General features: G+C 52.9%; 22 protein-coding genes. 11 read left to right on the top strand and 11 right to left on the bottom strand.

Features of this window, described 5'->3' with window-relative positions; all coding sequences use genetic code 11:
- Window positions 1-35 precede the first annotated feature (35 nt).
- From FDX14_RS09575 to FDX14_RS09555, 5 genes are read left to right on the top strand one after another with little or no spacing between them, the layout of a single operon-like run.
- The gene (locus tag FDX14_RS09575) at window positions 36-461 is read left to right on the top strand and encodes a PPC domain-containing DNA-binding protein (protein WP_042310910.1); all 426 of its coding nucleotides are present in this window, start codon (window positions 36-38) and stop codon (window positions 459-461) included.
- 24 nt (window positions 462-485) lie between these two features.
- Window positions 486-1,064: an ECF transporter S component gene (locus tag FDX14_RS09570; RefSeq protein ID WP_137349422.1), complete on the top strand. Its 579-nt coding sequence runs from the start codon at window positions 486-488 to the stop codon at window positions 1,062-1,064.
- Window positions 1,065-1,772: an energy-coupling factor transporter transmembrane component T gene (locus FDX14_RS09565; RefSeq protein WP_137349421.1), complete on the top strand. Its 708-nt coding sequence runs from the start codon at window positions 1,065-1,067 to the stop codon at window positions 1,770-1,772.
- Complete coding sequence (locus FDX14_RS09560; protein WP_137349420.1) at window positions 1,760-2,437, top strand: ABC transporter ATP-binding protein; 678 nt, start codon at window positions 1,760-1,762, stop codon at window positions 2,435-2,437. Before FDX14_RS09565 ends, FDX14_RS09560 begins: the two co-directional genes overlap by 13 nt.
- On the top strand, window positions 2,431-3,114 hold the full coding sequence (locus tag FDX14_RS09555) for an ABC transporter ATP-binding protein (RefSeq protein WP_061382431.1): 684 nt from the start codon (window positions 2,431-2,433) through the stop codon (window positions 3,112-3,114). Before FDX14_RS09560 ends, FDX14_RS09555 begins: the two co-directional genes overlap by 7 nt.
- Here FDX14_RS09555 and FDX14_RS09550 read toward each other — a convergent pair.
- From FDX14_RS09550 to tkt, 7 genes are all read right to left on the bottom strand, one after another.
- Window positions 3,071-3,781, bottom strand: coding sequence for a nucleoside/nucleotide kinase family protein (locus tag FDX14_RS09550; protein ID WP_061382432.1), 711 nt, complete (start codon window positions 3,779-3,781; stop codon window positions 3,071-3,073). The two genes, FDX14_RS09555 and FDX14_RS09550, sit on opposite strands and share 44 nt — an antisense overlap.
- Entirely contained in the window at window positions 3,778-4,287 is a 510-nt protein-coding gene (locus tag FDX14_RS09545) for an MltR family transcriptional regulator (protein WP_038633553.1), read from the bottom strand. Before FDX14_RS09545 ends, FDX14_RS09550 begins: the two co-directional genes overlap by 4 nt.
- 15 nt (window positions 4,288-4,302) lie before the next feature.
- Complete coding sequence (gene glpX / locus FDX14_RS09540; protein ID WP_079226009.1) at window positions 4,303-5,274, bottom strand: class II fructose-bisphosphatase; 972 nt, start codon at window positions 5,272-5,274, stop codon at window positions 4,303-4,305.
- Window positions 5,271-6,548, bottom strand: a complete 1,278-nt coding sequence (locus FDX14_RS09535; protein WP_137349419.1) for a zinc-binding dehydrogenase — start codon at window positions 6,546-6,548, stop codon at window positions 5,271-5,273. The genes glpX and FDX14_RS09535 overlap by 4 nt, the downstream gene beginning before the upstream one ends.
- A gap of 22 nt (window positions 6,549-6,570) precedes the next feature.
- Window positions 6,571-7,950 (bottom strand): PTS mannitol transporter subunit IIBC, encoded by a 1,380-nt coding sequence (locus tag FDX14_RS09530; RefSeq protein WP_042310926.1) that lies wholly within the window; start codon window positions 7,948-7,950, stop codon window positions 6,571-6,573.
- Between the two features lie 27 nt (window positions 7,951-7,977).
- Complete coding sequence (cmtB, locus tag FDX14_RS09525) at window positions 7,978-8,421, bottom strand: PTS mannitol transporter subunit IIA (protein WP_042310928.1); 444 nt, start codon at window positions 8,419-8,421, stop codon at window positions 7,978-7,980.
- 316 nt (window positions 8,422-8,737) lie between these two features.
- Window positions 8,738-10,729: a transketolase gene (tkt, locus tag FDX14_RS09520; protein ID WP_042310931.1), complete on the bottom strand. Its 1,992-nt coding sequence runs from the start codon at window positions 10,727-10,729 to the stop codon at window positions 8,738-8,740.
- Between the two features lie 279 nt (window positions 10,730-11,008).
- Here tkt and loiP point away from each other — a divergent pair, with 279 nt between their 5' ends.
- Window positions 11,009-11,767 carry a metalloprotease LoiP gene (loiP, locus tag FDX14_RS09510; protein WP_042310933.1) on the top strand — a complete coding sequence of 253 codons (759 nt, stop codon included), beginning with the start codon at window positions 11,009-11,011 and terminating at the stop codon, window positions 11,765-11,767.
- 186 nt (window positions 11,768-11,953) lie between these two features.
- Here loiP and speB read toward each other — a convergent pair whose 3' ends face one another.
- The 4 genes from speB to yqgG form a co-directional block, all read right to left on the bottom strand.
- Complete coding sequence (gene speB, locus FDX14_RS09505; RefSeq protein WP_003027056.1) at window positions 11,954-12,874, bottom strand: agmatinase; 921 nt, start codon at window positions 12,872-12,874, stop codon at window positions 11,954-11,956.
- Window positions 12,875-13,016: 142 nt separating this feature from the next.
- Window positions 13,017-14,993 carry a biosynthetic arginine decarboxylase gene (speA, locus tag FDX14_RS09500; protein WP_072014782.1) on the bottom strand — a complete coding sequence of 659 codons (1,977 nt, stop codon included), beginning with the start codon at window positions 14,991-14,993 and terminating at the stop codon, window positions 13,017-13,019.
- A gap of 8 nt (window positions 14,994-15,001) precedes the next feature.
- Window positions 15,002-15,133 (bottom strand): acid stress response protein YqgB, encoded by a 132-nt coding sequence (yqgB, locus tag FDX14_RS09495; protein WP_064507034.1) that lies wholly within the window; start codon window positions 15,131-15,133, stop codon window positions 15,002-15,004.
- Window positions 15,134-15,224: 91 nt separating this feature from the next.
- Window positions 15,225-15,362: a small protein YqgG gene (yqgG, locus tag FDX14_RS25615; protein WP_286364578.1), complete on the bottom strand. Its 138-nt coding sequence runs from the start codon at window positions 15,360-15,362 to the stop codon at window positions 15,225-15,227.
- 419 nt (window positions 15,363-15,781) lie between these two features.
- Here yqgG and metK point away from each other — a divergent pair, with 419 nt between their 5' ends.
- From metK to rsmE, 5 genes are all read left to right on the top strand, one after another.
- Window positions 15,782-16,936, top strand: a complete 1,155-nt coding sequence (gene metK, locus FDX14_RS09490; RefSeq protein ID WP_006686850.1) for a methionine adenosyltransferase — start codon at window positions 15,782-15,784, stop codon at window positions 16,934-16,936.
- A gap of 402 nt (window positions 16,937-17,338) precedes the next feature.
- Window positions 17,339-18,733, top strand: a complete 1,395-nt coding sequence (gene galP, locus FDX14_RS09485; protein WP_003027074.1) for a galactose/proton symporter — start codon at window positions 17,339-17,341, stop codon at window positions 18,731-18,733.
- A gap of 78 nt (window positions 18,734-18,811) precedes the next feature.
- The gene (locus FDX14_RS09480; RefSeq protein ID WP_042310936.1) at window positions 18,812-19,309 is read left to right on the top strand and encodes a SprT family zinc-dependent metalloprotease; all 498 of its coding nucleotides are present in this window, start codon (window positions 18,812-18,814) and stop codon (window positions 19,307-19,309) included.
- 94 nt (window positions 19,310-19,403) lie between these two features.
- Window positions 19,404-20,111, top strand: coding sequence for a deoxyribonuclease I (endA, locus tag FDX14_RS09475; protein ID WP_042310937.1), 708 nt, complete (start codon window positions 19,404-19,406; stop codon window positions 20,109-20,111).
- Window positions 20,112-20,185: 74 nt separating this feature from the next.
- On the top strand, window positions 20,186-20,917 hold the full coding sequence (gene rsmE / locus FDX14_RS09470; RefSeq protein ID WP_042310938.1) for a 16S rRNA (uracil(1498)-N(3))-methyltransferase: 732 nt from the start codon (window positions 20,186-20,188) through the stop codon (window positions 20,915-20,917).
- Window positions 20,918-20,926: the final 9 nt, after the last annotated feature.

Genomic DNA, 20,926 nt, shown 5'->3' with positions numbered 1-20,926 from the left:
TCAGCGCTACGTCCGAGTCTCGGAGTCCCTCAACTATGGCTACATTCGCTCCCCAATCATCTGACGCGCGCTTTTTGGCGCTGCGATTATTACCCGGTCAGGAACTCTTTTCTGCGCTACACGCATTTGTCCAACAGCATCAGTTGCAGGCAGCCTGGATAGCGGGTTGCACTGGAAGCCTAACCAACGTTGCCCTGCGCTACGCAGGTCGTGAGGAAACCACATTACTCACCGGCACATGGGAGATCATCTCCCTGAACGGCACACTGGAGCTCACTGGTGAGCATCTCCATCTGGCGGTTGCCGACCCGCATGGCGCGATGCTGGGCGGCCACATGATGCCGGGCTGTACCGTGCGCACCACGCTGGAACTGGTGATTGGCGAGCTAACGTCGCTGGCATTTAGCCGACAACCCTGCGCCATCTCCGGTTATGACGAACTGGTTATTTCATCCCGCTAACGTTTCATTTGAATGAGGTCTTCTATGGCGCATCGCCAATTTTCCAGCCAGTCTCTGGTGCTGATTGTCATTGCTATTGCCATCAACATGGTCGGTGGACAGCTTATCAGCATGTTGAAATTACCTATTTTTCTCGACTCCATTGGCACCTTAATCAGCGCAGTGCTACTAGGTCCGGTGGTAGGAATGCTGACCGGATTGCTCACAAACCTGTTATGGGGATTATTGACCGCTCCCATCGCCGCCGCCTTTGCTCCTGTGGCGATGGTCATCGGGCTGGTGGCCGGTTGGCTGGCGCGGGCGGGATGGTTTCGCACCTTACCCAAAGTCGTTGTCAGCGGCGTGATCATTACACTGGCCGTCACCCTCGTGGCCGTACCGATTCGTACCACCCTGTTTGGCGGCGTCACCGGCAGTGGTGCCGATCTTTTTGTCGCCTGGGTGTACTCGGTCGGTCAGAACCTGGTGGAATCCGTTGCCATCACCGTCATTGGCGCGAATCTGGTCGATAAAATCCTCACGGCGATCATCGTCTGGGTGCTGCTACGCCAGCTTCCGTTGCGTACCACGCGTCACTTCCCCACGATGTCTGCTGTGCGCTAAATGCATCCGTTTACCTCGTTAACCCTGTGGGCGCTCGCCGCCTGCTCCACGCTCCTGCTGCCAGCCGGAGCGCCGCTCAGCCTTTACAGCGCGGCGACGTTCATCGGTCTGTTGTGTATGAAGGCCACACGCCCACGGGCAAAATACGTACTCTGGCTGATGATTCCCTTAGGTCTGGGGCTATGGCTGGTTCACGGCGGATGGCTTACAGAATGGCTCAGCGGACAACCGCGCACGCCAGAACGTTGGGCCGATGCCGTCACGCTCTGGTCGCGGATCCTGGCCATTGTGTCGACATCACAGATGTGGATGCAGTACGTACCGGTTTCGCGCTTTATACGCGCGCTGTTTGCTTCACGCTTACCACCTGGCGTTGCCTATCTGTTTGCAGGCCCGCTGCTGGTCGTCGAGCAGCTCAAACACCAGTTGGCGATTATTCATGAGGCCCAGCGGGCGCGCGGTGTACCGCTGGATGAGTCCTGGCATCAACGTTTACGCGCCATGCCTGCACTGATTGTGCCGCTCACCCATAATGCGCTCAACGATTTGGCCGTACGCGGCGCAGCGCTGGATATGCGCGGATTTCGCCTGCATCGCACACGTACCACGCTGTGGGCGCCGCCGGACAGCACCTTACAGCGTATGATTCGCTACGGCATGGTGGTTCTGATGGTGATTGAGACTGGAGTCTGGATATGGTTACGTTAGAGCAGTTTCGCTATCACCCAACGCATGCTATGCGACCGCCAGCCTGTTTCGATTTCCACTATACAAAGCCTGGCATGGTAGCCATTTTTGGCGATAACGGTAGTGGGAAAAGTACGCTGGCGCAGCTGATGGCAGGCTGGTACCCCGATTTCCTGCCCGGTGAAATTGAGGGCACAGGAACATTATTGGGTAACCCCATCGGACAGCTGTCGCTCGTCGAGCAATCAAGCACCATTCAGTTGGTGCAGCAATCACCTTACCTGCAGCTTTCCGGTTGTACTTTCAGCGTTGAGGAGGAAGTGGCGTTTGGTCCCGAGAATCTTTGCCTTACCGAGGCTGAAATTGTGCGCCGCATTGACGCGGCGCTCACGCTAACGGAATGCCAGCCACTGCGTCATCGTCATCCAGGCACGCTTTCCGGCGGCGAAACCCAGCGTGTGGTGATTGCCAGCGCGCTCGCCATGCAGCCGAAAATATTGGTTCTGGATGAAGCATTCAGTCGCCTCACCGCGCAGGCCACGACAATGATGCTGGAGCGACTGCAACAATGGGCGCAGGAACAGCATGCTTTAGTGGTGCTTTTCGAACGCAATCATTCACCTTTTCTCAGCCACTGCCAGCAGGCGTGGCAACTGCGCGACGGAGTGCTGTCACCACTATGTTAACGCTAAACCAGGTAACCTGGCGCTGGCCAAATGCCGCCGATGACTGCTTGCGCAATATTTCACTTGAACTCCATGAAGGTGAATGGCTGGCGCTGACCGGCGATAATGGCGCCGGTAAATCCACGCTGCTGCGCATTATGGCCGGGCTGCTCTCCCCTTCTTCCGGCTCAGTAACGGTGCAAAACCGTGCGATTGCGCAACTGAAAAACCGGGAGCGCGCCAGGGCGATCGGCGTGCTGTTTCAGGAGGCGGAAAATCAGATCTTCCACAGTAAGGTACGAGATGAAGTGGCCTTTGGATTACGGTTACAAAAGCTTCCTGCAGTAGAAGTTGCGCAACGCACTGCGGCGGCACTGCAATTATGTCAGCTAGAAGAGGTTGCCGACGCACACCCACTGGATCTGCATACCGCGCAACGCCGAATGGTTGCCGTCGCCAGTCTGGAAGCCCTGGCACCTGCGATTCTGCTGCTGGATGAGCCCAGCCGGGATTTTGATGCGCACTGGCTGGGTGTTTTCGAGCACTGGCTGGCGGTGTGCCGTGCGCGTGGCGCAAGCGTTGTGGCGATCAGTCATGACGCTGCGTTTACGCAGCGCCATTTCTCGCGAGTGGTAAGGTTACACAACAAAAATCTCACGCAATCCGATATTCACCATCGACCGTCATCTCCAGCATAAAGTCGGCTGGTCGGCTCCCCTCCAGTACCCGACGAACATTCGGTCCGTCGGTACGCTCATAAAACGCTTCAGCGTCAGCTTGCGATAGTCCGCCAGCCAGTTTACGGCCTACCAGTCGTGTACGAAGCGCATTGGCGGGGGCGCGAATAAACAGCGAGTAATCACAAAATTCAGCTAAAGCCCGCCATCTTTGGTCATCGCGCAATAACCAGTTTCCTTCCACAATGACAATCGGTGCAGTCACTTGTATGGCTTCTTCGACCGGGTCGTGCTTTTGCCGGTCATACTGCGGCCAGGCACCTTCCCCGTCTCTTATTTGCTGCAAATTCCGTGCAAGCTTCTCCACATCAAAGGTTTCCGGCGCCCCTTTGTATGCCCGTAGATTATGGGTGTCCAGCCAGCTATTGTAGTGATGGAAGCCATCCATTGGCAGCGTCTGGATCTCCGGCAGACCGGGTTCCTGACGGGAAAGATATTCCCAGAAGGTGGTCAGCGTCGATTTTCCCGTTCCCGGCGGCGCGCTGAGAAAAACAATCGTTCGTCGCTGCGGATTCGTGGAATGTATTTTGGCCAGTTGCTGTAATATGGGTTTGTGAACGTTCTTTATCTCATCATCAAGGTAATGTGCTTCAACCTGTAGCCCATTCACCGTTAGTTCGATTTTCACGGCGTCAATTCCTTTAAAATCGCCGTCACTGCCAGCGTCATTGCCGTCTTGACCATTGCGCTAAAGCGCACTTCAGACCACGCAGCAAAGTCGGCAAATTTCATCGACTCCAGCGCACCATAGAGTGTCGCGTTGCGGGTGATACTGTTCACGTTGCTGACAAAATCCCAGGTAATGTCATCGGCAAAACTGGGAATGTTATCCTGCTCGTTCAGATACTGATAAAACTGAGAAAAATGGGTAATGTCGGCATAAAGCCACTTATCCATTTTACCCAGCGCATAAATCAGACGTAACGCAACGTCGATATCGTCAAGCGGCCCACTCTGGGCGAGTAACGGCTTCACTGCATATTCCACGATCTCTTCATCGTTATTGACGAACAGCGACGGTAGAAAGCGCTTAATGCCCTGGAGCAAAATGTTATGTGCCGTCGTCATAAACGAGAGTAAATTATTTTGAGCATCCAGTTGCTCAAGCACATCGTCTTCTGTCAGCGTCGTCATTCGTTTCTCGATAAATCACCATGAATGCAGAGAGTCTATTATATTACACGTTCGATCCGCGCCGCCGATCAGTAAAGTTTGCGTGCGCACACCATTCGCAACCTGTTGGATCCCTTTAACAAGATCGCCGCCTGTGACCCCCGTCGCGCTGAAAAGGATCTTATTTCCCCCTACCAATTCGTCGAGCGCATAGATACAGTTGACCTCAACGCCCATCTCGGCACAGCGCTGACGTTCCTGTTTCGCAATCAGACGATTATCGGCGTTATCCCCTTTCGCTTCGCAGAAATCGATTAGCTCAGCCTGCATATCGCCCCCCAGCGCTTTAACCGCGCAGGCTGAAATAACGCCTTCAGGTGCCCCGCCGATGGTGTACATCAGGTCATAGGGATTCTCTTGCATACAGGCCAGTACGCTGGCGGCCACATCACCATCGGGCAGCGCAAAGACCTTGACGCCAAGTCGTGTCGCCTCGGCAATCGCCGGTTGAAGACGCGGTTTATCCAGCGTCACCATCCGCAGTCGTTCCAGCGGTTTGCCCAACGCCGCAGCCACATTACGCAGATTATCTGCCAACGGCAGCGCCAGATTAATCGCCCCTTTTGCAAACCGATTAACAACCAGTTTTTTCATATACATATCAGGAGCGTGTAACAAACTACCGCGGGGGGCAAACGCCATGACCGCCAGCGCATTGCTTTGCCCCATCGCCACCATTCGGGTTCCTTCAATGGGATCGACGGCAATATCCACCTCTGGTCCGGCGCCACTTCCCACTTCCTCACCAATCCACAGCATCGGGGCGCGATCAATTTCTCCTTCGCCAATAACGATTCGCCCACGAATGGCAACGCTGTTCAATGCTTCCCGCATTGCCGTCACGGCCAGACCATCAATCTTGTTTTTATCACCGCACCCGGTTTGCGGCCAGGCCGCCAGCGCGGCCTGCTCAGTAATACGAAACAGCGGCCATGCCAACGACATCATATTGCCGCCTCCCCAATATCCACGCCAAATTGCGCCAACAGGTATTTTTCCGCTTCTTCATTCCAGATACCGTGCGTTTTTTCCACCAGCCTTGCCAGCTCTTTGAAAAGTGGGTCCGTTTTCCCCTTCTCAGCAAAATCCGTTATGGCTGTAAGTGGCATCGTCACACCGTTATAAATCAGCTTTTTACCTCCAGGGATCGCAGGCAAATTCAATACCGTGTCCGGTACGGCATCCAGCCCCCCAATATGCGTTACCATAAACGAGGGCTGTAGTTGACCGGTTGCACTGAGCGCAATAGCCTCTTTCATATCATCCGTTGAACCACCGGACGTTCCGACAACGTGAGTGCTGTTATAGTGAACGTTATAAAAATTAAACGGCACTTTGAAGTTGCTGTCAGTCGGGCCGGCAAAGAAGTTCAGACAACCATCTTCCGCGAGGAGATCATCTGCCATTTCAATCACCGCTGGCACAGCCGCATACACAAAGACATCATCAAAACCTGCATCGTCAGTTAACGCGCGCAACATCGCTGTGGGGGAATCCATGCCGGTAGTGTTCACATAGATAAGCTCAATCCCCTTTTCTGCCGCTAACTCAACCGGCAACAGTTTTTTAGCCTGCGTCAGTCGCGCTTCGTCGATATCCACGACCACCACGCGTGACGGCTGAATATTGCCGTTAATGGCATAATCTATAGCGCCAATCCCCATCGGCCCGGCGCAGGCCAGCAACGCAATGCTGCCTCCTGGCTTAATCCCCATACGATGCTCATACACGTAAGGCGTGGTGTGATAGTTCGCGTTATAAGCGCCAATGATGCAACACATCGGCTCCGCCAGGGATGCTGCGGCAAAATAAGAACCGTGGTACGGTAAAACGCAGCCCAGATTAATCGCCACCTCAGGAATAATCATGTAGGTAGCATTGCCACCAAAATATTCATAGCTGTATCCTGCTGAATATCCGCTTGGCAAGCCCATCGCGGGTTGTAAAACAAAACGCTGGCCTTTTTTATATTTTTCCGTCAGGTTTTTCCCAACCTCAATGATGATACCTGCGCACTCATGGCCGGTAATAACCGGATGATTTTCCAGGTCATCCGGAACACGTTTATGATCGCTACCCAATGCAGCCGCTTTCCAGGTTGATAAACAAACGCTATCTGAGATTACACTTACTAGTAATTCATTATCTGTAATTGCAGGAAGTTCAAATTCACGGATACGAATATCCTGCTTACCATATATGGCAGCGACTTTCGTTTTCATATTCACTCCAAAAAAAAGAAGGTTAGTTCGCAGTCATGCGTTTAAATAAATCATCCAGTAGCGGGTCACCAATATAGTTCTTAATCAGCACTAATGGTTTTTCACTTACGCGTTTAACACGACCTTCAAGACTGGCATGGGTGACAATAATATCGGCATCTTGTGGAACGTTTTCGATGGCATAATGCGCCACATTAATATTCAATCCCGCTTTTTCCAGACGTTTACGGAATGTGGTGGCTCCCATAGCGCTGGAACCCATTCCAGCATCACAGACAAAAGCGACACGCTTTATATTTTTATAAGAGAATTTACCTTCCTGCTTCATTGCCTTGACGGTTCTGGCAGATTCCGCGAAGTCATCTTCATTTTCTGTTGCGACGTTCTTTTCCATTTTCAGGATTAAAGAAGTGATAACAAAGGTGACAATCGTTCCCGCTGTGACGCCTGCAATAGTCGCGAGGAAAGAACCTTTTGGCGTTAATGCCAGGTAAGCGAATATTGATCCTGGACTCGGTCCCGCAACCAACCCACCGTCCAGCAGATGGAATATCCACGTCCCGGTCATTCCCCCAGCGATCATGGCAATCAAGGTCAGGGGTTTCATCAGAACATAGGGGAAATACAGTTCATGAATACCCCCCAGGAAGTGGATAATCATGGCCCCTGGCGCAGATTTCTTACTCATCCCTTTACCAAAGATGGCAAAGCCAAGTAGCAAACCCAATCCCGGCCCTGGGTTGGAGGCCACCATGAAAAATATCGATTTTCCCGTTTCTGAAGCTTGTTGCATGCCGAGCGGATAATACACGCCCTGATCGATGGCATTGTTCAGAAAGAGGATTTTCGCAGGCTCGTTAATCACGGATAGCAGCGGCAAATACCCCGCATGAACCAATGCTTCAATACACTCCTTCACAAAATTGTTAGCCACGAGAACCGCCGGGCCAATGACTTCAAACCCCAGCAAGCATAAGAGCATTCCCGCAATACCAAGGGAGAAGTTATTGATAACCATCTCGAAACCTGCAGGAATGCGTTTTTCCAGCAGACGATCGATATGCTTAATCACCCAGCCGCCAAGCGGCCCCATCACCATAGCGCCAAGGAACATCGGGATATCCGCGCCCACAATCACGCCGATAGAACCAATCCCACCCATTACTGCGCCACGTTTCCCTCCCACCAAATGTCCCCCAGTGGAGCCAATCATGACGGGTAGTAAATAGGTAATCATCGGACCGACAATTTTGGCGAAATGCTCGTTCGGCATCCAACCGGTAGGAATAAACAATGCAGTTATAAAACCCCAGGCAATAAAAGCGCCGATGTTGGGAATGACCATCGCAGTCAAAAACCCACCAAAAGCCTGGACTTTGGCACGAGCAGACTTGTTTTCCATAATAATGTCCTGAAAGGAGGCTGTGAATTATGCGTGGGCGATAATATCCGCCAGTTGTTTTTCTGATTTAGCCGTTAATAAAGCGGTTAATGCTTCCTCTTCACATAATAATTCGCTTAAGGCCTGGATAGCGCCAATGTGTGAATCGGCATTCGCTGCCGATAACCCGATTAATAATTTTATACCGTCGTCATCATCGGCAAACTTTACTTCCTGTTTGAGAAGCGTTAACGACATCCCAGTTTTTAACGCCCCACATTCTGGTCGAGCGTGCGGCATCGCAACGCCAGGAGCCAAAATATAATAAGGACCATTGCTGATTGTTGAATCCTTAATGGCCTGAACATAATCTGAATTAACATAATGGTTAGCCAGCAAGGATGACATAGAAAAATCTATTGCCTCCTGCCAGTTCCTTGCTGAATTTTTTATTGAGATAGATGACTCTGGAAAGTAATCAATTAGCCGCATACATTTTCCTTATTTTATTTTTAGGGTACGAGTTAGCGTTAAAAATAAAATACTCGTGCGGCAAAGCGAAATCAATCGAGGGAGAAAAGCCATGCAGTGCAAACTGCATTTTCATAAACCCTTTAAAAACAAAAAGTTATTTATAGATAAATAAAAAGCAATAGCAATTATGTGACCTGCATTGCATATTCACAACATCACTAAATGTCATCTTTGTGACAAAGATCTACAATTAATCATTGCGAAGAAATAAACAAACATATTATTACTAAAAAAACGGGCCGCCTAAGCGACCCGTTTTCATCTGTAACCGTAATTACAGCAGTTCTTTTGCTTTCGCGACAACGTTGTCGACGGTGAAGCCGAACTCTTCGAACAGCAGCTCTGCCGGAGCAGATTCACCGAAGGTAGTCATACCAACGATAGCGCCGTTCAGACCCACGTATTTGAACCAGTAGTCAGCGATACCCGCTTCCACGGCAACACGTGCAGAGACAGCTTTCGGCAGTACGGACTCACGGTAAGCGGCATCCTGCTTGTCGAATGCGTCGGTGGACGGCATGGAAACCACGCGCGCCTTCACGCCTTCAGCAGTCAGTTTGTCCCACGCAGCCACAGCCAGCTCAACTTCAGAACCAGTCGCGATGAAGATCAGTTCTGGCTGACCAGCGCAATCTTTCAGCACGTAGCCGCCGCGAGCGATGTTCGCCAGCTGCTCTTCGGTACGTTCCTGCTGTGCCAGGTTCTGACGGGAGAGGATCAGGGCGGTCGGGCCATCCTGACGCTCAACACCGTATTTCCACGCCACGGCGGATTCAACCTGGTCACACGGACGCCATGTGCTCATGTTCGGCGTCACGCGCAAAGAAGCCACCTGCTCTACCGGCTGGTGAGTCGGGCCGTCTTCGCCCAGACCGATGGAGTCGTGGGTGTAGACCATCACCTGACGCTGTTTCATCAGCGCAGCCATACGCACCGCGTTACGGGCATATTCTACGAACATCAGGAAGGTAGAGGTGTACGGCAGGAAACCACCGTGCAGGGAGATACCGTTAGCGATAGCGGTCATACCGAATTCACGCACACCGTAATGGATGTAGTTACCAGCGGTATCTTCGTTGATCGCTTTAGAACCAGACCACAGAGTCAGGTTAGAAGGTGCCAGGTCAGCAGAGCCGCCAAGGAATTCCGGCAGCAGAGGACCGAATGCTTCAATCGCGTTCTGAGACGCTTTACGGCTGGCGATTTTGGATGGGTTCGCCTGCAGCTTAGCAATGAACTCGTTCGCTTTCGCGTCGAAATCAGCTGGCATGTCACCTTTCATACGACGGGTGAACTCAGCCGCTTCCTGCGGGAAGGCTTTCGCATATGCTGCGAACTTCTCGTTCCACGCAGCTTCTTTTGCCTGGCCTGCTTCTTTCGCATCCCACTGAGCATAGATTTCAGACGGGATTTCGAACGGCGCGTATTTCCAGCCCAGCTGTTCACGGGTCAGTGCGATTTCAGCATCGCCCAACGGCGCACCGTGAGAGTCGTGAGTACCCGCTTTGTTCGGAGAACCGAAACCGATAATAGTTTTGCACATCAGCAGAGACGGTTTGTCGGTCACTGCGCGCGCTTCTTCAACTGCGCGTTTAATCGCGTCAGCATCGTGACCATCAACGCCACGAACCACGTGCCAACCGTAAGCTTCGAAACGCTTAGCGGTGTCATCGGTGAACCAGCCTTCAACGTGACCATCGATAGAGATGCCGTTGTCATCGTAGAACGCAACCAGTTTGCCCAGCTTCAGCGTACCAGCCAGAGAACATACCTCGTGAGAGATACCTTCCATCATGCAGCCGTCGCCCATGAAAGCGTAGGTGAAGTGGTCAACGATGTCGTGACCTGGGCGGTTAAACTGCGCCGCCAGCGTTTTTTCAGCGATAGCCATACCGACTGCGTTCGCAATACCCTGGCCCAGAGGACCGGTCGTGGTTTCAACACCCGCGGTGTAACCCACTTCCGGGTGACCCGGCGTTTTGGAATGCAACTGACGGAAGTTCTGCAGCTCGGACATCGGCAGGTCATAACCGGTGAGGTGCAGCAGGCTATAAATCAGCATGGAGCCGTGGCCGTTAGACAGCACGAAGCGGTCACGGTCAGCCCAGGACGGGTTCTGCGGATTGTGGTTCAGGAAATCACGCCACAGGACTTCGGCAATGTCAGCCATACCCATCGGGGCACCCGGGTGACCGGATTTGGCTTTCTGTACTGCGTCCATGCTCAGCGCACGAATAGCATTGGCAAGCTCTTTACGTGAGGACATTTTGACTCCAGATCGGATAATGAAGGCCACGCCCTAAACGACTTGACGACAGCGCGTTTTGGGCTACGCCGGAAAAAAGTGCCAACAATGTAACCTAAGCCGCGTGTCATGTACATGGAGCATCCTTTTACCGCTTCAGAAATCTCTGGATCATGCACGCATGTTGCGCAATCTTCTCGCCCGCTTATTGTTCTTTTCTTTATACTTATGCCGAGCGTCGGTTTACCTGCAAACGACGCATTTTTTAGAATAATCCTGACTTTGTGCGGAAGAGAAAAAATGAAAATTCGCGCTTTACTGCTTGCTACGAGCATGGCGACGGCATTGACCGGCTGCCAGAACATGGACTCAAACGGACTGCTTTCCTCAGGCGCAGAGGCTTTTCAGGCCTACAGTCTGAGCGATACTCAGGTGAAAGCGCTGAGCGATCAGGCCTGTAAGGATATGGACAGCAAAGCTACCATCGCCCCGGCTGGCAGCGAGTATGCAACGCGTCTTGGCAAAATCGCCTCCGCGCTTGGCGATAACATTAACGGCCAGCCGGTGAACTACAAAGTCTATATGGCGAAAGACGTGAATGCCTTTGCCATGGCGAACGGCTGTATCCGCGTATACAGCGGCCTGATGGATATGATGACGGATAACGAAGTCGAAGCGGTGATCGGCCACGAAATGGGCCACGTCGCGTTGGGTCACGTGAAAAAAGGCATGCAGGTTGCGCTGGGCACGAACGCCGTGCGTGCAGCGGCGGCCTCCGCTGGCGGCATTGTCGGCAGCCTGTCGCAGTCGCAATTGGGCGATCTTGGCGAGAAACTGGTGAACTCGCAGTTCTCCCAGCGTCAGGAATCCGAAGCGGATGATTACTCGTATGATTTGTTGCGCAAACGCGGGATCAATCCGTCAGGTTTGGCAACCAGCTTTGAGAAACTGGCAAAACTGGAAGCCGGACGTCAAAGCTCCATGTTTGACGATCACCCGGCATCCGCAGAACGTGCGCAGCATATTCGCGATCGCATGAGCGCAGACGGAATTAAGTAATCTTCAAACAGTGCCGGATGGCGGCGTGAATGCCTTATCCGGCCTACAGATTTCATCCCATTATCGGACGTAATTGGCGAAGTCAGTTTGGGCCCGGCCAGCGCACAGCCACCGGAGCGTACACGTAGTACGTGAGGATGGCGAGCACTGCCCGGACCCAAAATGACGAGTAAAATAGTCCGACTATTATTCGCCTTTCTTCGCCGCCTGGATATACAGCATTTCTAACGCTAACGTCGCCGCCGCCAGTGCGGTGATCTCAGACTGATCGTAAGCCGGCGCCACTTCCACCACGTCCATCCCGACGATGTTCAGATCTTTCAGACCCCGTACCAGCTTGATCGCGCGATCGGAGGTCAGGCCGCCGATCACCGGCGTGCCGGTCCCTGGCGCAAACGCAGGATCCAGGCAGTCGATATCAAAGGTCAGGTACACCGGCATATCGCCGACGATCTGCTTAACCTGGGCGATGATGTCGTCCACGCTGCGATCGTTCACCTGGCAGGCGTCCAGCACGGTGAAGCCATTGTCTTTGTCGAACTCGGTACGGATACCAATCTGCACCGAATGGTTCGGGTCGATCAGCCCTTCGTTCGGCGCAGTATAGAACATGGTGCCGTGGTCGAATTCACAACCGTTAGCGTAGGTATCAGTGTGGGCATCGAAATGCACCAACGCCATTTTACCAAAGTGCTTAGCGTGCGCGCGCAGCAGCGGTAACGTGACGAAGTGGTCGCCACCAAAGGAGAGCATGCGCTTACCCGCAGAAAGGAGTTTCTCTGCGTGTGCCTGCAGTTTCTCACTCATTTCACGGGCATCACCGAAAGCATAAACCAGATCGCCGCAGTCCACGACGTTCAGGCGCTCGCGCATATCGAAGTTCCACGGGAAGCGGTTGTGCTCCCACGCCAGGTTGGTGGATACCTGACGGATCGCCGCCGGACCATGACGGCCGCCAGCACGACCGGACGTTGCCATATCAAACGGCACGCCAGTAATCACCCAATCGGCGTCGCTGTCGTATGGCATGAAATTCATCGGCAGACGCAAAAAACCAAAGGCGTTAGAAACCAGGGAGTTGTCGTATTGATGACCTAAGGTGCTCATGTACTGACCTCTTTAAAAATCGATGAAAAAAAATCCCCTCCGCGTCGTTAAGCCCGACGAGGAAGGGATTGATTTACGTGACTACTTGTTTTGGCGAATTATCGCCGTTAATTTGTACGGATTCAAGCGAACCCGCACAGCTTTACTCGTCTTCCAGATAGGTGTATCCGTACAGACCCGCTTCAAATTCTTCGAGGAACTGTTGTTGCAGCTCGGCGTCCAGATCGGTGTTTTTCACCTGATCACGGAACTGCGTCAGCAGCGTTTTCGGATCCAACTGCACGTACTGCAGCATATCCGCCACAGTATCACCTTCGTCAGACAGCTCAACTTCCACGCTGCCGTCAGGGAAAACAAACACGTCGACTGCTTCGGTATCGCCGAACAGGTTGTGCATGTTGCCGAGGATCTCCTGATACGCGCCAACCATAAAGAAGCCCAGCATCGGCGGGTTCTCCGGGTCGTATTCCGGCATCGGCATAGTGGTGGCAATACCATCCCCGTCAACGTAATGGTCGATAGCGCCATCAGAGTCACAGGTAATATCCAGCAGCACCGCGCGGCGCTCAGGCGCCTGGTTCAGCCCTTCCAGCGGCAGCACCGGGAACAGTTGATCGATCCCCCACGCATCCGGCATTGACTGGAACAGTGAGAAGTTGACGTAAATCTTATCCGCCATCCGCTCCTGCAGCTCATCGATAATCGGGCGGTGCGCGCGGTTGCTCGGATCGAGTTGTTTTTGCACATTGTGGCACATGTTCAGATAGAGCTGCTCTGCCCACGCGCGTTCCTGCAGACTAAAGGTGCCAGAGGAGTAGCCAACGTGAATATCGTGCAGGTCCATCTGGCTGTCGTGCAGCCATTCACGCAGCGAACGGCGCGTGCCCGGCTCGTGCATCTCTTGCCAGGTTTCCCACATGCTTTGCAGGGAGCGCGGCGCGTTGTCTGCCGGAGGCGTCGCTTCGGTAATTTCGCTACGCTCAACGCCAATGATATTGGAAACCAGCACGGTATGGTGCGCGGTAACGGCACGACCCGATTCAGTGATCACCGTTGGGTGCGGCAGACCATGTTCTTCACAAGCGTCGCCAATCGCCCAGATAATGTTGTTGGCGTATTCGTTCAGGCCGTAGTTTACGGAGCAGTCGGATTGCGAACGGGTACCTTCATAGTCCACGCCCAGGCCGCCGCCCACATCGAAGCACTGAATATTCACGCCCAGCTTGTGCAGCTCGACGTAGAAACGGGCCGACTCACGCACACCGGTGGCGATATCGCGAATGTTCGCCATCTGCGAGCCGAGGTGGAAGTGCAGCAGTTGAATGCTGTCCAGACGGCCGCGCTCGCGCAGGATTTCTACCAGTTGCAGTACCTGGTTTGCCGCCAGGCCGAATTTGGATTTTTCACCACCGGAGGACTGCCACTTGCCGGAACCCTGCGACGCCAGACGCGCACGCACGCCCAGACGCGGAACGACATTCAGGCGTTCAGCTTCATCCAGCACGATGGCGATTTCAGACATCTTCTCGATAACCAGATAGACCTTATGGCCCATCTTCTCGCCAATCAGCGCCAGACGGATGTATTCACGGTCTTTATAGCCGTTACAGACGATGACGCTCCGGGTCATTCCGGCATGGGCCAGAACGGCCATCAGTTCAGCCTTGGAACCCGCTTCCAGTCCCAGCGGTTCGCCGGAGTGAATCAGTGATTCAATCACGCGACGGTGTTGGTTAACCTTGATCGGGTAAACGAGGAAATAATCACCGTTGTAGCCGTAGGATTCGCGGGCGCGTTTGAACGCGGCGTTAATCGAACGCAGTCGGTGTTGCAGGATCTGCGGGAAGCAGAACAATGCAGGCAGACGCTGGCCCTGCGCTTCACGAGCTTTCACCAACTCAGCAAGGTCAACGCGCGCTTCTGGCACGTCCGGATCCGGGCACACGCTGATGTGACCCAGTTCATTGACGTCATAGTAGTTATTACCCCACCAGGCAATATTGTAAGTACGCAGCATCTTGCTGGCTTCCTCGGAACTCATTGCAACCTCCTGCATGGAGCGTAGTACACCGTGTTCGCCTGCTGACGAAGGCGAACCCAAAGAAATGTCGTCAGACATAGCGAACCTCAAATTTTATTAACAAGTGTAAAACAGTTGACTACTATCGCAATCCAAAGACGCGATAACAACCCAAATACAGGCAGAATTTCCAGCAGATAGTGCTGACGCTCCGACTGTGCGACCGGTTTCTTTTTCATATCATTGTAAACACGTAACCGAACGTACTGCTGACGGTTCGGCGAAACCACGAGAAAACTCTTGTTTACCAAGAGCGCCCTTGTTCAGTTCTTAGTGACCGTTACCGGCTCTTGAGTCCTGAGAAGCGCCGAGATGGGTATAACATCGGCAGGTATGCAAGATGCAGATTGCGAGGGACATATGTACACCAGAACGGTGCGACAGATTCAGCAGAATACAACGGTTCATTATCTCGTATCACCTCCACGGTTGCTCCTTACGGAACGAACCCACAAGCCAAAGCTAAAGTTTTAACCCGGCTGGAAGTGGCAACACGATGAAAATGTCGTGTGCTTTTTGTATGAGCCGCGCGCCGCGTTTTATACCGATAAGAAAGTCAAAAAGCAAAAGATAAATACGCACATTGCCAGCACCGTCAGGAAAAATTTCCAGTTACATTTTCAGTACAATGAGACCTTACTCAAAAAAAGCTGGAAATCAGGCGAAGAACTGTCCTAAAATAGCCGTCCAGATGTTAATCCATCTATACCGATTAACACTCAGACTGCCAGTGTCCGTCATCTGCAGACTCATGGTAGAATCTTCTACACATGGCTATCCCACTCGACAGTTTGAGCTAACCAAATTCTCCTTAGGTGAAATTAAATATGGCAAAACACCTTTTTACGTCCGAGTCCGTATCAGAAGGGCATCCTGACAAAATCGCTGACCAAATCTCTGATGCCGTGCTGGATGCAATCCTGGAACAGGATCCGAAAGCACGCGTTGCCTGCGAAACCTACGTCAAAACCGGTATGGTTTTAGTTGGCGGTGAGATCACCACCAGCGCATGGGTCGATATCGAAGAGATCACCCGTAACACGGTGCGCGAAATTGGCTATGTGCATTCCGACATGGGTTTTGACGCCAACTCCTGTGCGGTACTGAGCGCAATTGGTAAACAGTCTCCGGACATCAACCAGGGCGTTGATCGTGCCGATCCGCTGGAACAGGGCGCGGGCGACCAGGGCCTGATGTTTGGCTACGCCACCAACGAAACCGACGTGCTGATGCCAGCGCCAATTACCTATGCTCACCGTCTGGTGCAGCGTCAGGCTGAAGTGCGTAAAAACGGCACCTTATCCTGGCTGCGTCCGGATGCAAAAAGCCAGGTCACCTTCCAGTATGACGACGGCAAAATCGTCGGTATTGATGCGGTTGTTCTGTCAACTCAGCACTCTGAAGATATCGACCAGAAATCGCTGCAAGAAGCCGTTATGGAAGAAATCATCAAGCCGGTGCTGCCGACTGAATGGCTGAATGCTTCTACCAAATTCTTCATCAACCCAACCGGTCGTTTCGTTATCGGCGGCCCAATGGGCGATTGCGGTCTGACGGGTCGTAAGATTATCGTTGATACCTACGGCGGCATGGCTCGTCACGGTGGCGGCGCATTCTCTGGTAAGGATCCGTCTAAAGTTGACCGTTCCGCAGCCTATGCGGCGCGCTACGTCGCGAAAAACATCGTTGCCGCTGGTCTGGCTGACCGTTGTGAGATTCAGGTTTCCTACGCCATCGGCGTGGCTGAACCGACCTCTATCATGGTTGAAACGTTCGGTACCGAAAAAGTGCCTTCAGAACAACTGACCCTGCTGGTGCGTGAGTTCTTTGACCTGCGCCCGTATGGTCTGATTCAGATGCTGGATCTGTTGCACCCAATCTACAAAGAAACCGCAGCCTATGGTCACTTTGGTCGCGAGCATTTCCCTTGGGAAAAAACCGACAAAGCGCAACTGCTGCGTGACGCTGCCGGGCTGAAGTAATTCACCCACGACTGAACGCGTATACTTCCTAAGACCAGCCCCGGCTGGTCTTTTTTATGCACATTTTCTTTCTACCTACCATTACCAGAACAGCCTCGCAATCCTCTTTTCGAACGGAAATGAAAGCGATTACATCAAGCAGTGTTTCCACCCACTTTGAATTAACATATCCAGGCCATCTCTTGTGCATCATTGTTACATTATCTTTCAGCATTGTCTTAATTTCAGGCAACCAGCTTTATCGCACCCTTATAAAAAACGTTATTTTTCAATTAAATAAATGATAAACGCAATGAATGCCAGTGTAAGCGATTACACTAATGTGATGTAATTCGCATTTTTTTACCCCGCACTCACCTACCCTTAACATCAACAAAACTAGCTACCCAACCGGAGGGCATCATGCCTGACAATAAAAAAACGGGGCGTTCCAACAAAGCCATGACATTTTTTGTCTGCTTTCTTGCAGCCCTGGCTGGATTACTTTTTGGCCTGGATATCGGTGTTATTGCCGGTGCTTTACCGTTCATCACCGACGAGTTTCAAATTACCCCGCACACTCAGGAATGGGTGGTGAGCTCAATGATGTTTGGTGCGGCTGTAGGCGCTGTTGGCAGCGGCTGGCTCTCCTTCAAACTGGGGCGTAAAAAGAGCCTGATGATTGGCGCAATCCTGTTTGTTGCCGGTTCATTGTTCTCCGCCGCCGCGCCAAACGTTGAAGTGCTGCTGGTTTCCCGCGTGCTGCTGGGCCTGGCCGTTGGTGTTGCGTCTTATACTGCGCCGCTGTACCTGTCCGAAATAGCACCGGAAAAAATTCGCGGCAGCATGATCTCGATGTATCAGTTGATGATCACCATCGGGATCCTCGGCGCTTACCTCTCCGATACCGCATTCAGTTATAGCGGCGCATGGCGCTGGATGCTGGGCGTAATCATTATCCCTGCTCTGTTACTGCTGGTTGGCGTTATCTTCCTGCCGGACAGCCCACGTTGGTTTGCAGCTAAACGTCGTTTTGTCGATGCAGAGCGCGTTCTGTTGCGTCTGCGTGATACCAGCGCCGAGGCCAAACGCGAGCTGGATGAAATTCGTGAGAGTCTGCAGGTTAAACAAAGTGGCTGGGCGCTGTTTAAAGAAAACAGCAACTTCCGTCGCGCAGTGTTCCTTGGCGTGCTGTTACAGGTGATGCAGCAGTTCACCGGGATGAACGTCATTATGTATTACGCGCCAAAAATCTTTGAACTGGCAGGTTATACCAACACCACCGAGCAGATGTGGGGAACGGTTATCGTTGGCCTGACCAACGTACTGGCAACCTTTATCGCCATTGGCCTGGTTGACCGCTGGGGCCGTAAACCTACGCTGATTCTTGGCTTTATCGTCATGGCGGTGGGTATGGGCGTGCTGGGCACTATGATGCATGTAGGTATCCACTCCGCGGCCGCCCAGTACTTTGCCGTGCTGATGCTGCTGATGTTTATCGTTGGCTTCGCGATGAGCGCCGGTCCGCTGATTTGGGTACTGTGTTCTGAAATTCAGCCGCTGAAAGGTCGCGATTTCGGCATCACCTGCTCTACCGCAACCAACTGGATTGCTAACATGATCGTTGGCGCAACCTTCCTGACGATGCTGAACTCGCTGGGCAGCGCTAACACCTTCTGGGTCTACGGCGGTCTGAACGTACTGTTCATCTTCCTGACTCTGTGGCTAATCCCGGAAACGAAAAACGTCTCTCTGGAACACATTGAACGTAACCTGATGAAAGGTCGTAAACTGCGCGAAATTGGCGCACACGACTAATCACTCAAGGCTTCCTCCCCGGGCGGGAGGGAGCCTTCCTCTTGCAGTCCCTTCCCTGTCGCACTATCCTCTTGCGTTATGAAAACCTCCCGACTTCCCATCGCCATCCAGCAAGCCGTTATGCGCAGCCTGCGGGAAAAACTCGCCCAGGCCAATCTCAAGCTGGAACGTCATTACCCGGAGCCAAAGCTTGTTTACCAACAGCGCGGCACCGCCGCGGGCACGGCGTGGCTACAAACTTACGAAATCCGCCTCAACCCGGTGTTGCTGATGGAAAACGTCGATGCGTTCGTTAACGAAGTGGTCCCCCATGAACTAGCACATTTGCTGGTGTGGAAGCACTTTGGCCGCGTCCCGCCGCACGGAAAAGAGTGGAAATGGATGATGGAGAGTGTGCTGGGCGTCCCGGCCCGACGCACGCATCAGTTTGAACTGCAATCCGTTCAGCGTAAAACCTTTGCTTACCGCTGTAAGTGCCAGGAACATCACTTGACCGTTCGCCGCCATAACCGCGTTGTGCGCGGTGAGGCCACCTACCGCTGCGTCCATTGCGGCGAACCACTGATTGCAGAATAATATTCAGAATTATCAGGAACCTTTCTGATCTAGCTGATTGCATACAAGAACAACTTTCGCTACGTTGCGGGCTCGTTTTGACACGGAGTTCGTGATGTACCGTAATCTTTCTTTTGCCGCGGCCATGTTAGCCGCTGCGTTTTCTGGCCCGGTGTTAGCCGAAGGTATCAACAGTTTTTCTCAGGCGAAAGCAGCAGGCGTCAAAGTTAACGCCGATGCGCCGGGAGATTTCTACTGTGGTTGCAAAATTAACTGGCAAGGTAAAAAAGGGGTCGTTGACCTTGAATCCTGCGGCTATAAAGTGCGAAAAAACGAAAACCGCGCCAGTCGTATCGAATGGGAACACGTTGTTCCCGCCTGGCAGTTTGGTCATCAGCGCCAGTGCTGGCAGGACGGAGGGCGTAAAAACTGCGCCAAAGATCCGGTCTATCGCCAGATGGAAAGCGATATGCATAACCTGCAGCCTGCAGTGGGTGAAGTGAATGGCGATCGCGCAAACTTTATGTACAGCCAGTGGAACGGTGGCGAAGGACAGTATGGACAGTGCGCCATGAAGGTTGATTTCAAAGAGAAAGTTGCCGAGCCGCCAGCCCGCGCCCGCGGCGCTATCGCACGCACCTATTTTTACATGCGTGACCAGTACGACCTGACGCTCTCCCGCCAACAAACCCAGCTTTTTAACGCCTGGAATAAGCAATATCCGGTCACCGACTGGGAGTGTGAGCGCGACGAACGCATTGCAAAGGTACAGGGGAACCATAACCCATATGTGCAACGCGCTTGCCAGGCGCAAAAGAGCTAACCTACACTAGCGTCAATATTTTTAACCATGCCCTGGCCTTTCGCAGCCCAGGGCCATGACGCGGATGTTTAACTATGCGCATTCCTCGCATTTATCACCCTGAGCCACTCGTTTCCGGCAGCCAAATTTCACTATGTGAAGATGCCGCCAACCATATCGGCCGTGTGCTGCGTATGGGACCTGGCCAGGCGCTACAGCTGTTTGACGGTAGCAACCAGGTGTTTGACGCCGAAATCACTCACGCAAGCAAGAAAAGCGTGGACGTGAAGGTGCTTAACGCCGAACTCGACGATCGTGAATCGCCGTTGCACATCCACCTGGGCCAGGTGATGTCGCGCGGCGAAAAAATGGAATTTACTATCCAGAAATCGATCGAACTGGGTGTAAGCCTCATTACGCCACTTTTTTCTGAGCGCTGCGGCGTTAAACTGGATAGTGAACGCCTGAACAAAAAGCTCCAGCAGTGGCAGAAAATCGCCATTGCCGCCTGCGAACAGTGCGGTCGTAACCGGGTGCCTGAAATTCGCCCGGCAATGGATCTGGAAGCATGGTGCGCGGAACAGGACGAAGGGTTGAAACTGAACCTGCATCCTCGCGCCAGCGCCAGCATCAATACGCTGCCGCTGCCGGTAGAGCGCATCCGCTTGCTGATTGGCCCGGAGGGTGGACTGTCGGCAGATGAAATTGCCATGACCGCACGTTATCAGTTTACTGATATTCTGTTAGGACCTCGCGTTCTGCGTACTGAGACAACTGCGCTCACCGCCATTACCGCGCTACAGGTGCGTTTTGGCGATCTGGGCTAACGGAGAAGA

This window comes from Citrobacter sp. wls710, assembly GCF_005281115.1.
GTDB lineage: Bacteria > Pseudomonadota > Gammaproteobacteria > Enterobacterales > Enterobacteriaceae > Citrobacter > Citrobacter werkmanii.
The sequence above is the reverse complement of the archived record's forward strand: the minus strand, read 5'-3'. Positions and strand labels throughout refer to the sequence as shown.

Bases quoted from the DNA above. Each gene is read 5' to 3' on its own strand.
- yqgG (WP_286364578.1), bottom strand. From the start codon at position 15,362: ATGAACCGTTGTATTCTGCTGAATCTGTCGCACCGTTCTGGTGTACAT.
- FDX14_RS09560 (WP_137349420.1), top strand. From the start codon at position 1,760: ATGGTTACGTTAGAGCAGTTTCGCTATCACCCAACGCATGCTATGCGA.
- yqgB (WP_064507034.1), bottom strand. From the start codon at position 15,133: ATGAAAAAGAAACCGGTCGCACAGTCGGAGCGTCAGCACTATCTGCTG.
- tkt (WP_042310931.1), bottom strand. From the start codon at position 10,729: ATGTCCTCACGTAAAGAGCTTGCCAATGCTATTCGTGCGCTGAGCATG.
- FDX14_RS09570 (WP_137349422.1), top strand. From the start codon at position 486: ATGGCGCATCGCCAATTTTCCAGCCAGTCTCTGGTGCTGATTGTCATT.
- cmtB (WP_042310928.1), bottom strand. From the start codon at position 8,421: ATGCGGCTAATTGATTACTTTCCAGAGTCATCTATCTCAATAAAAAAT.
- galP (WP_003027074.1), top strand. From the start codon at position 17,339: ATGCCTGACAATAAAAAAACGGGGCGTTCCAACAAAGCCATGACATTT.
- speB (WP_003027056.1), bottom strand. From the start codon at position 12,874: ATGAGCACCTTAGGTCATCAATACGACAACTCCCTGGTTTCTAACGCC.
- glpX (WP_079226009.1), bottom strand. From the start codon at position 5,274: ATGATGTCGTTGGCATGGCCGCTGTTTCGTATTACTGAGCAGGCCGCG.
- metK (WP_006686850.1), top strand. From the start codon at position 15,782: ATGGCAAAACACCTTTTTACGTCCGAGTCCGTATCAGAAGGGCATCCT.
- speA (WP_072014782.1), bottom strand. From the start codon at position 14,993: ATGTCTGACGACATTTCTTTGGGTTCGCCTTCGTCAGCAGGCGAACAC.
- FDX14_RS09545 (WP_038633553.1), bottom strand. From the start codon at position 4,287: ATGACGACGCTGACAGAAGACGATGTGCTTGAGCAACTGGATGCTCAA.
- loiP (WP_042310933.1), top strand. From the start codon at position 11,009: ATGAAAATTCGCGCTTTACTGCTTGCTACGAGCATGGCGACGGCATTG.
- FDX14_RS09535 (WP_137349419.1), bottom strand. From the start codon at position 6,548: ATGAAAACGAAAGTCGCTGCCATATATGGTAAGCAGGATATTCGTATC.
- FDX14_RS09480 (WP_042310936.1), top strand. From the start codon at position 18,812: ATGAAAACCTCCCGACTTCCCATCGCCATCCAGCAAGCCGTTATGCGC.
- FDX14_RS09575 (WP_042310910.1), top strand. From the start codon at position 36: ATGGCTACATTCGCTCCCCAATCATCTGACGCGCGCTTTTTGGCGCTG.
- endA (WP_042310937.1), top strand. From the start codon at position 19,404: ATGTACCGTAATCTTTCTTTTGCCGCGGCCATGTTAGCCGCTGCGTTT.
- rsmE (WP_042310938.1), top strand. From the start codon at position 20,186: ATGCGCATTCCTCGCATTTATCACCCTGAGCCACTCGTTTCCGGCAGC.
- FDX14_RS09530 (WP_042310926.1), bottom strand. From the start codon at position 7,950: ATGGAAAACAAGTCTGCTCGTGCCAAAGTCCAGGCTTTTGGTGGGTTT.
- FDX14_RS09565 (WP_137349421.1), top strand. From the start codon at position 1,065: ATGCATCCGTTTACCTCGTTAACCCTGTGGGCGCTCGCCGCCTGCTCC.
- FDX14_RS09555 (WP_061382431.1), top strand. From the start codon at position 2,431: ATGTTAACGCTAAACCAGGTAACCTGGCGCTGGCCAAATGCCGCCGAT.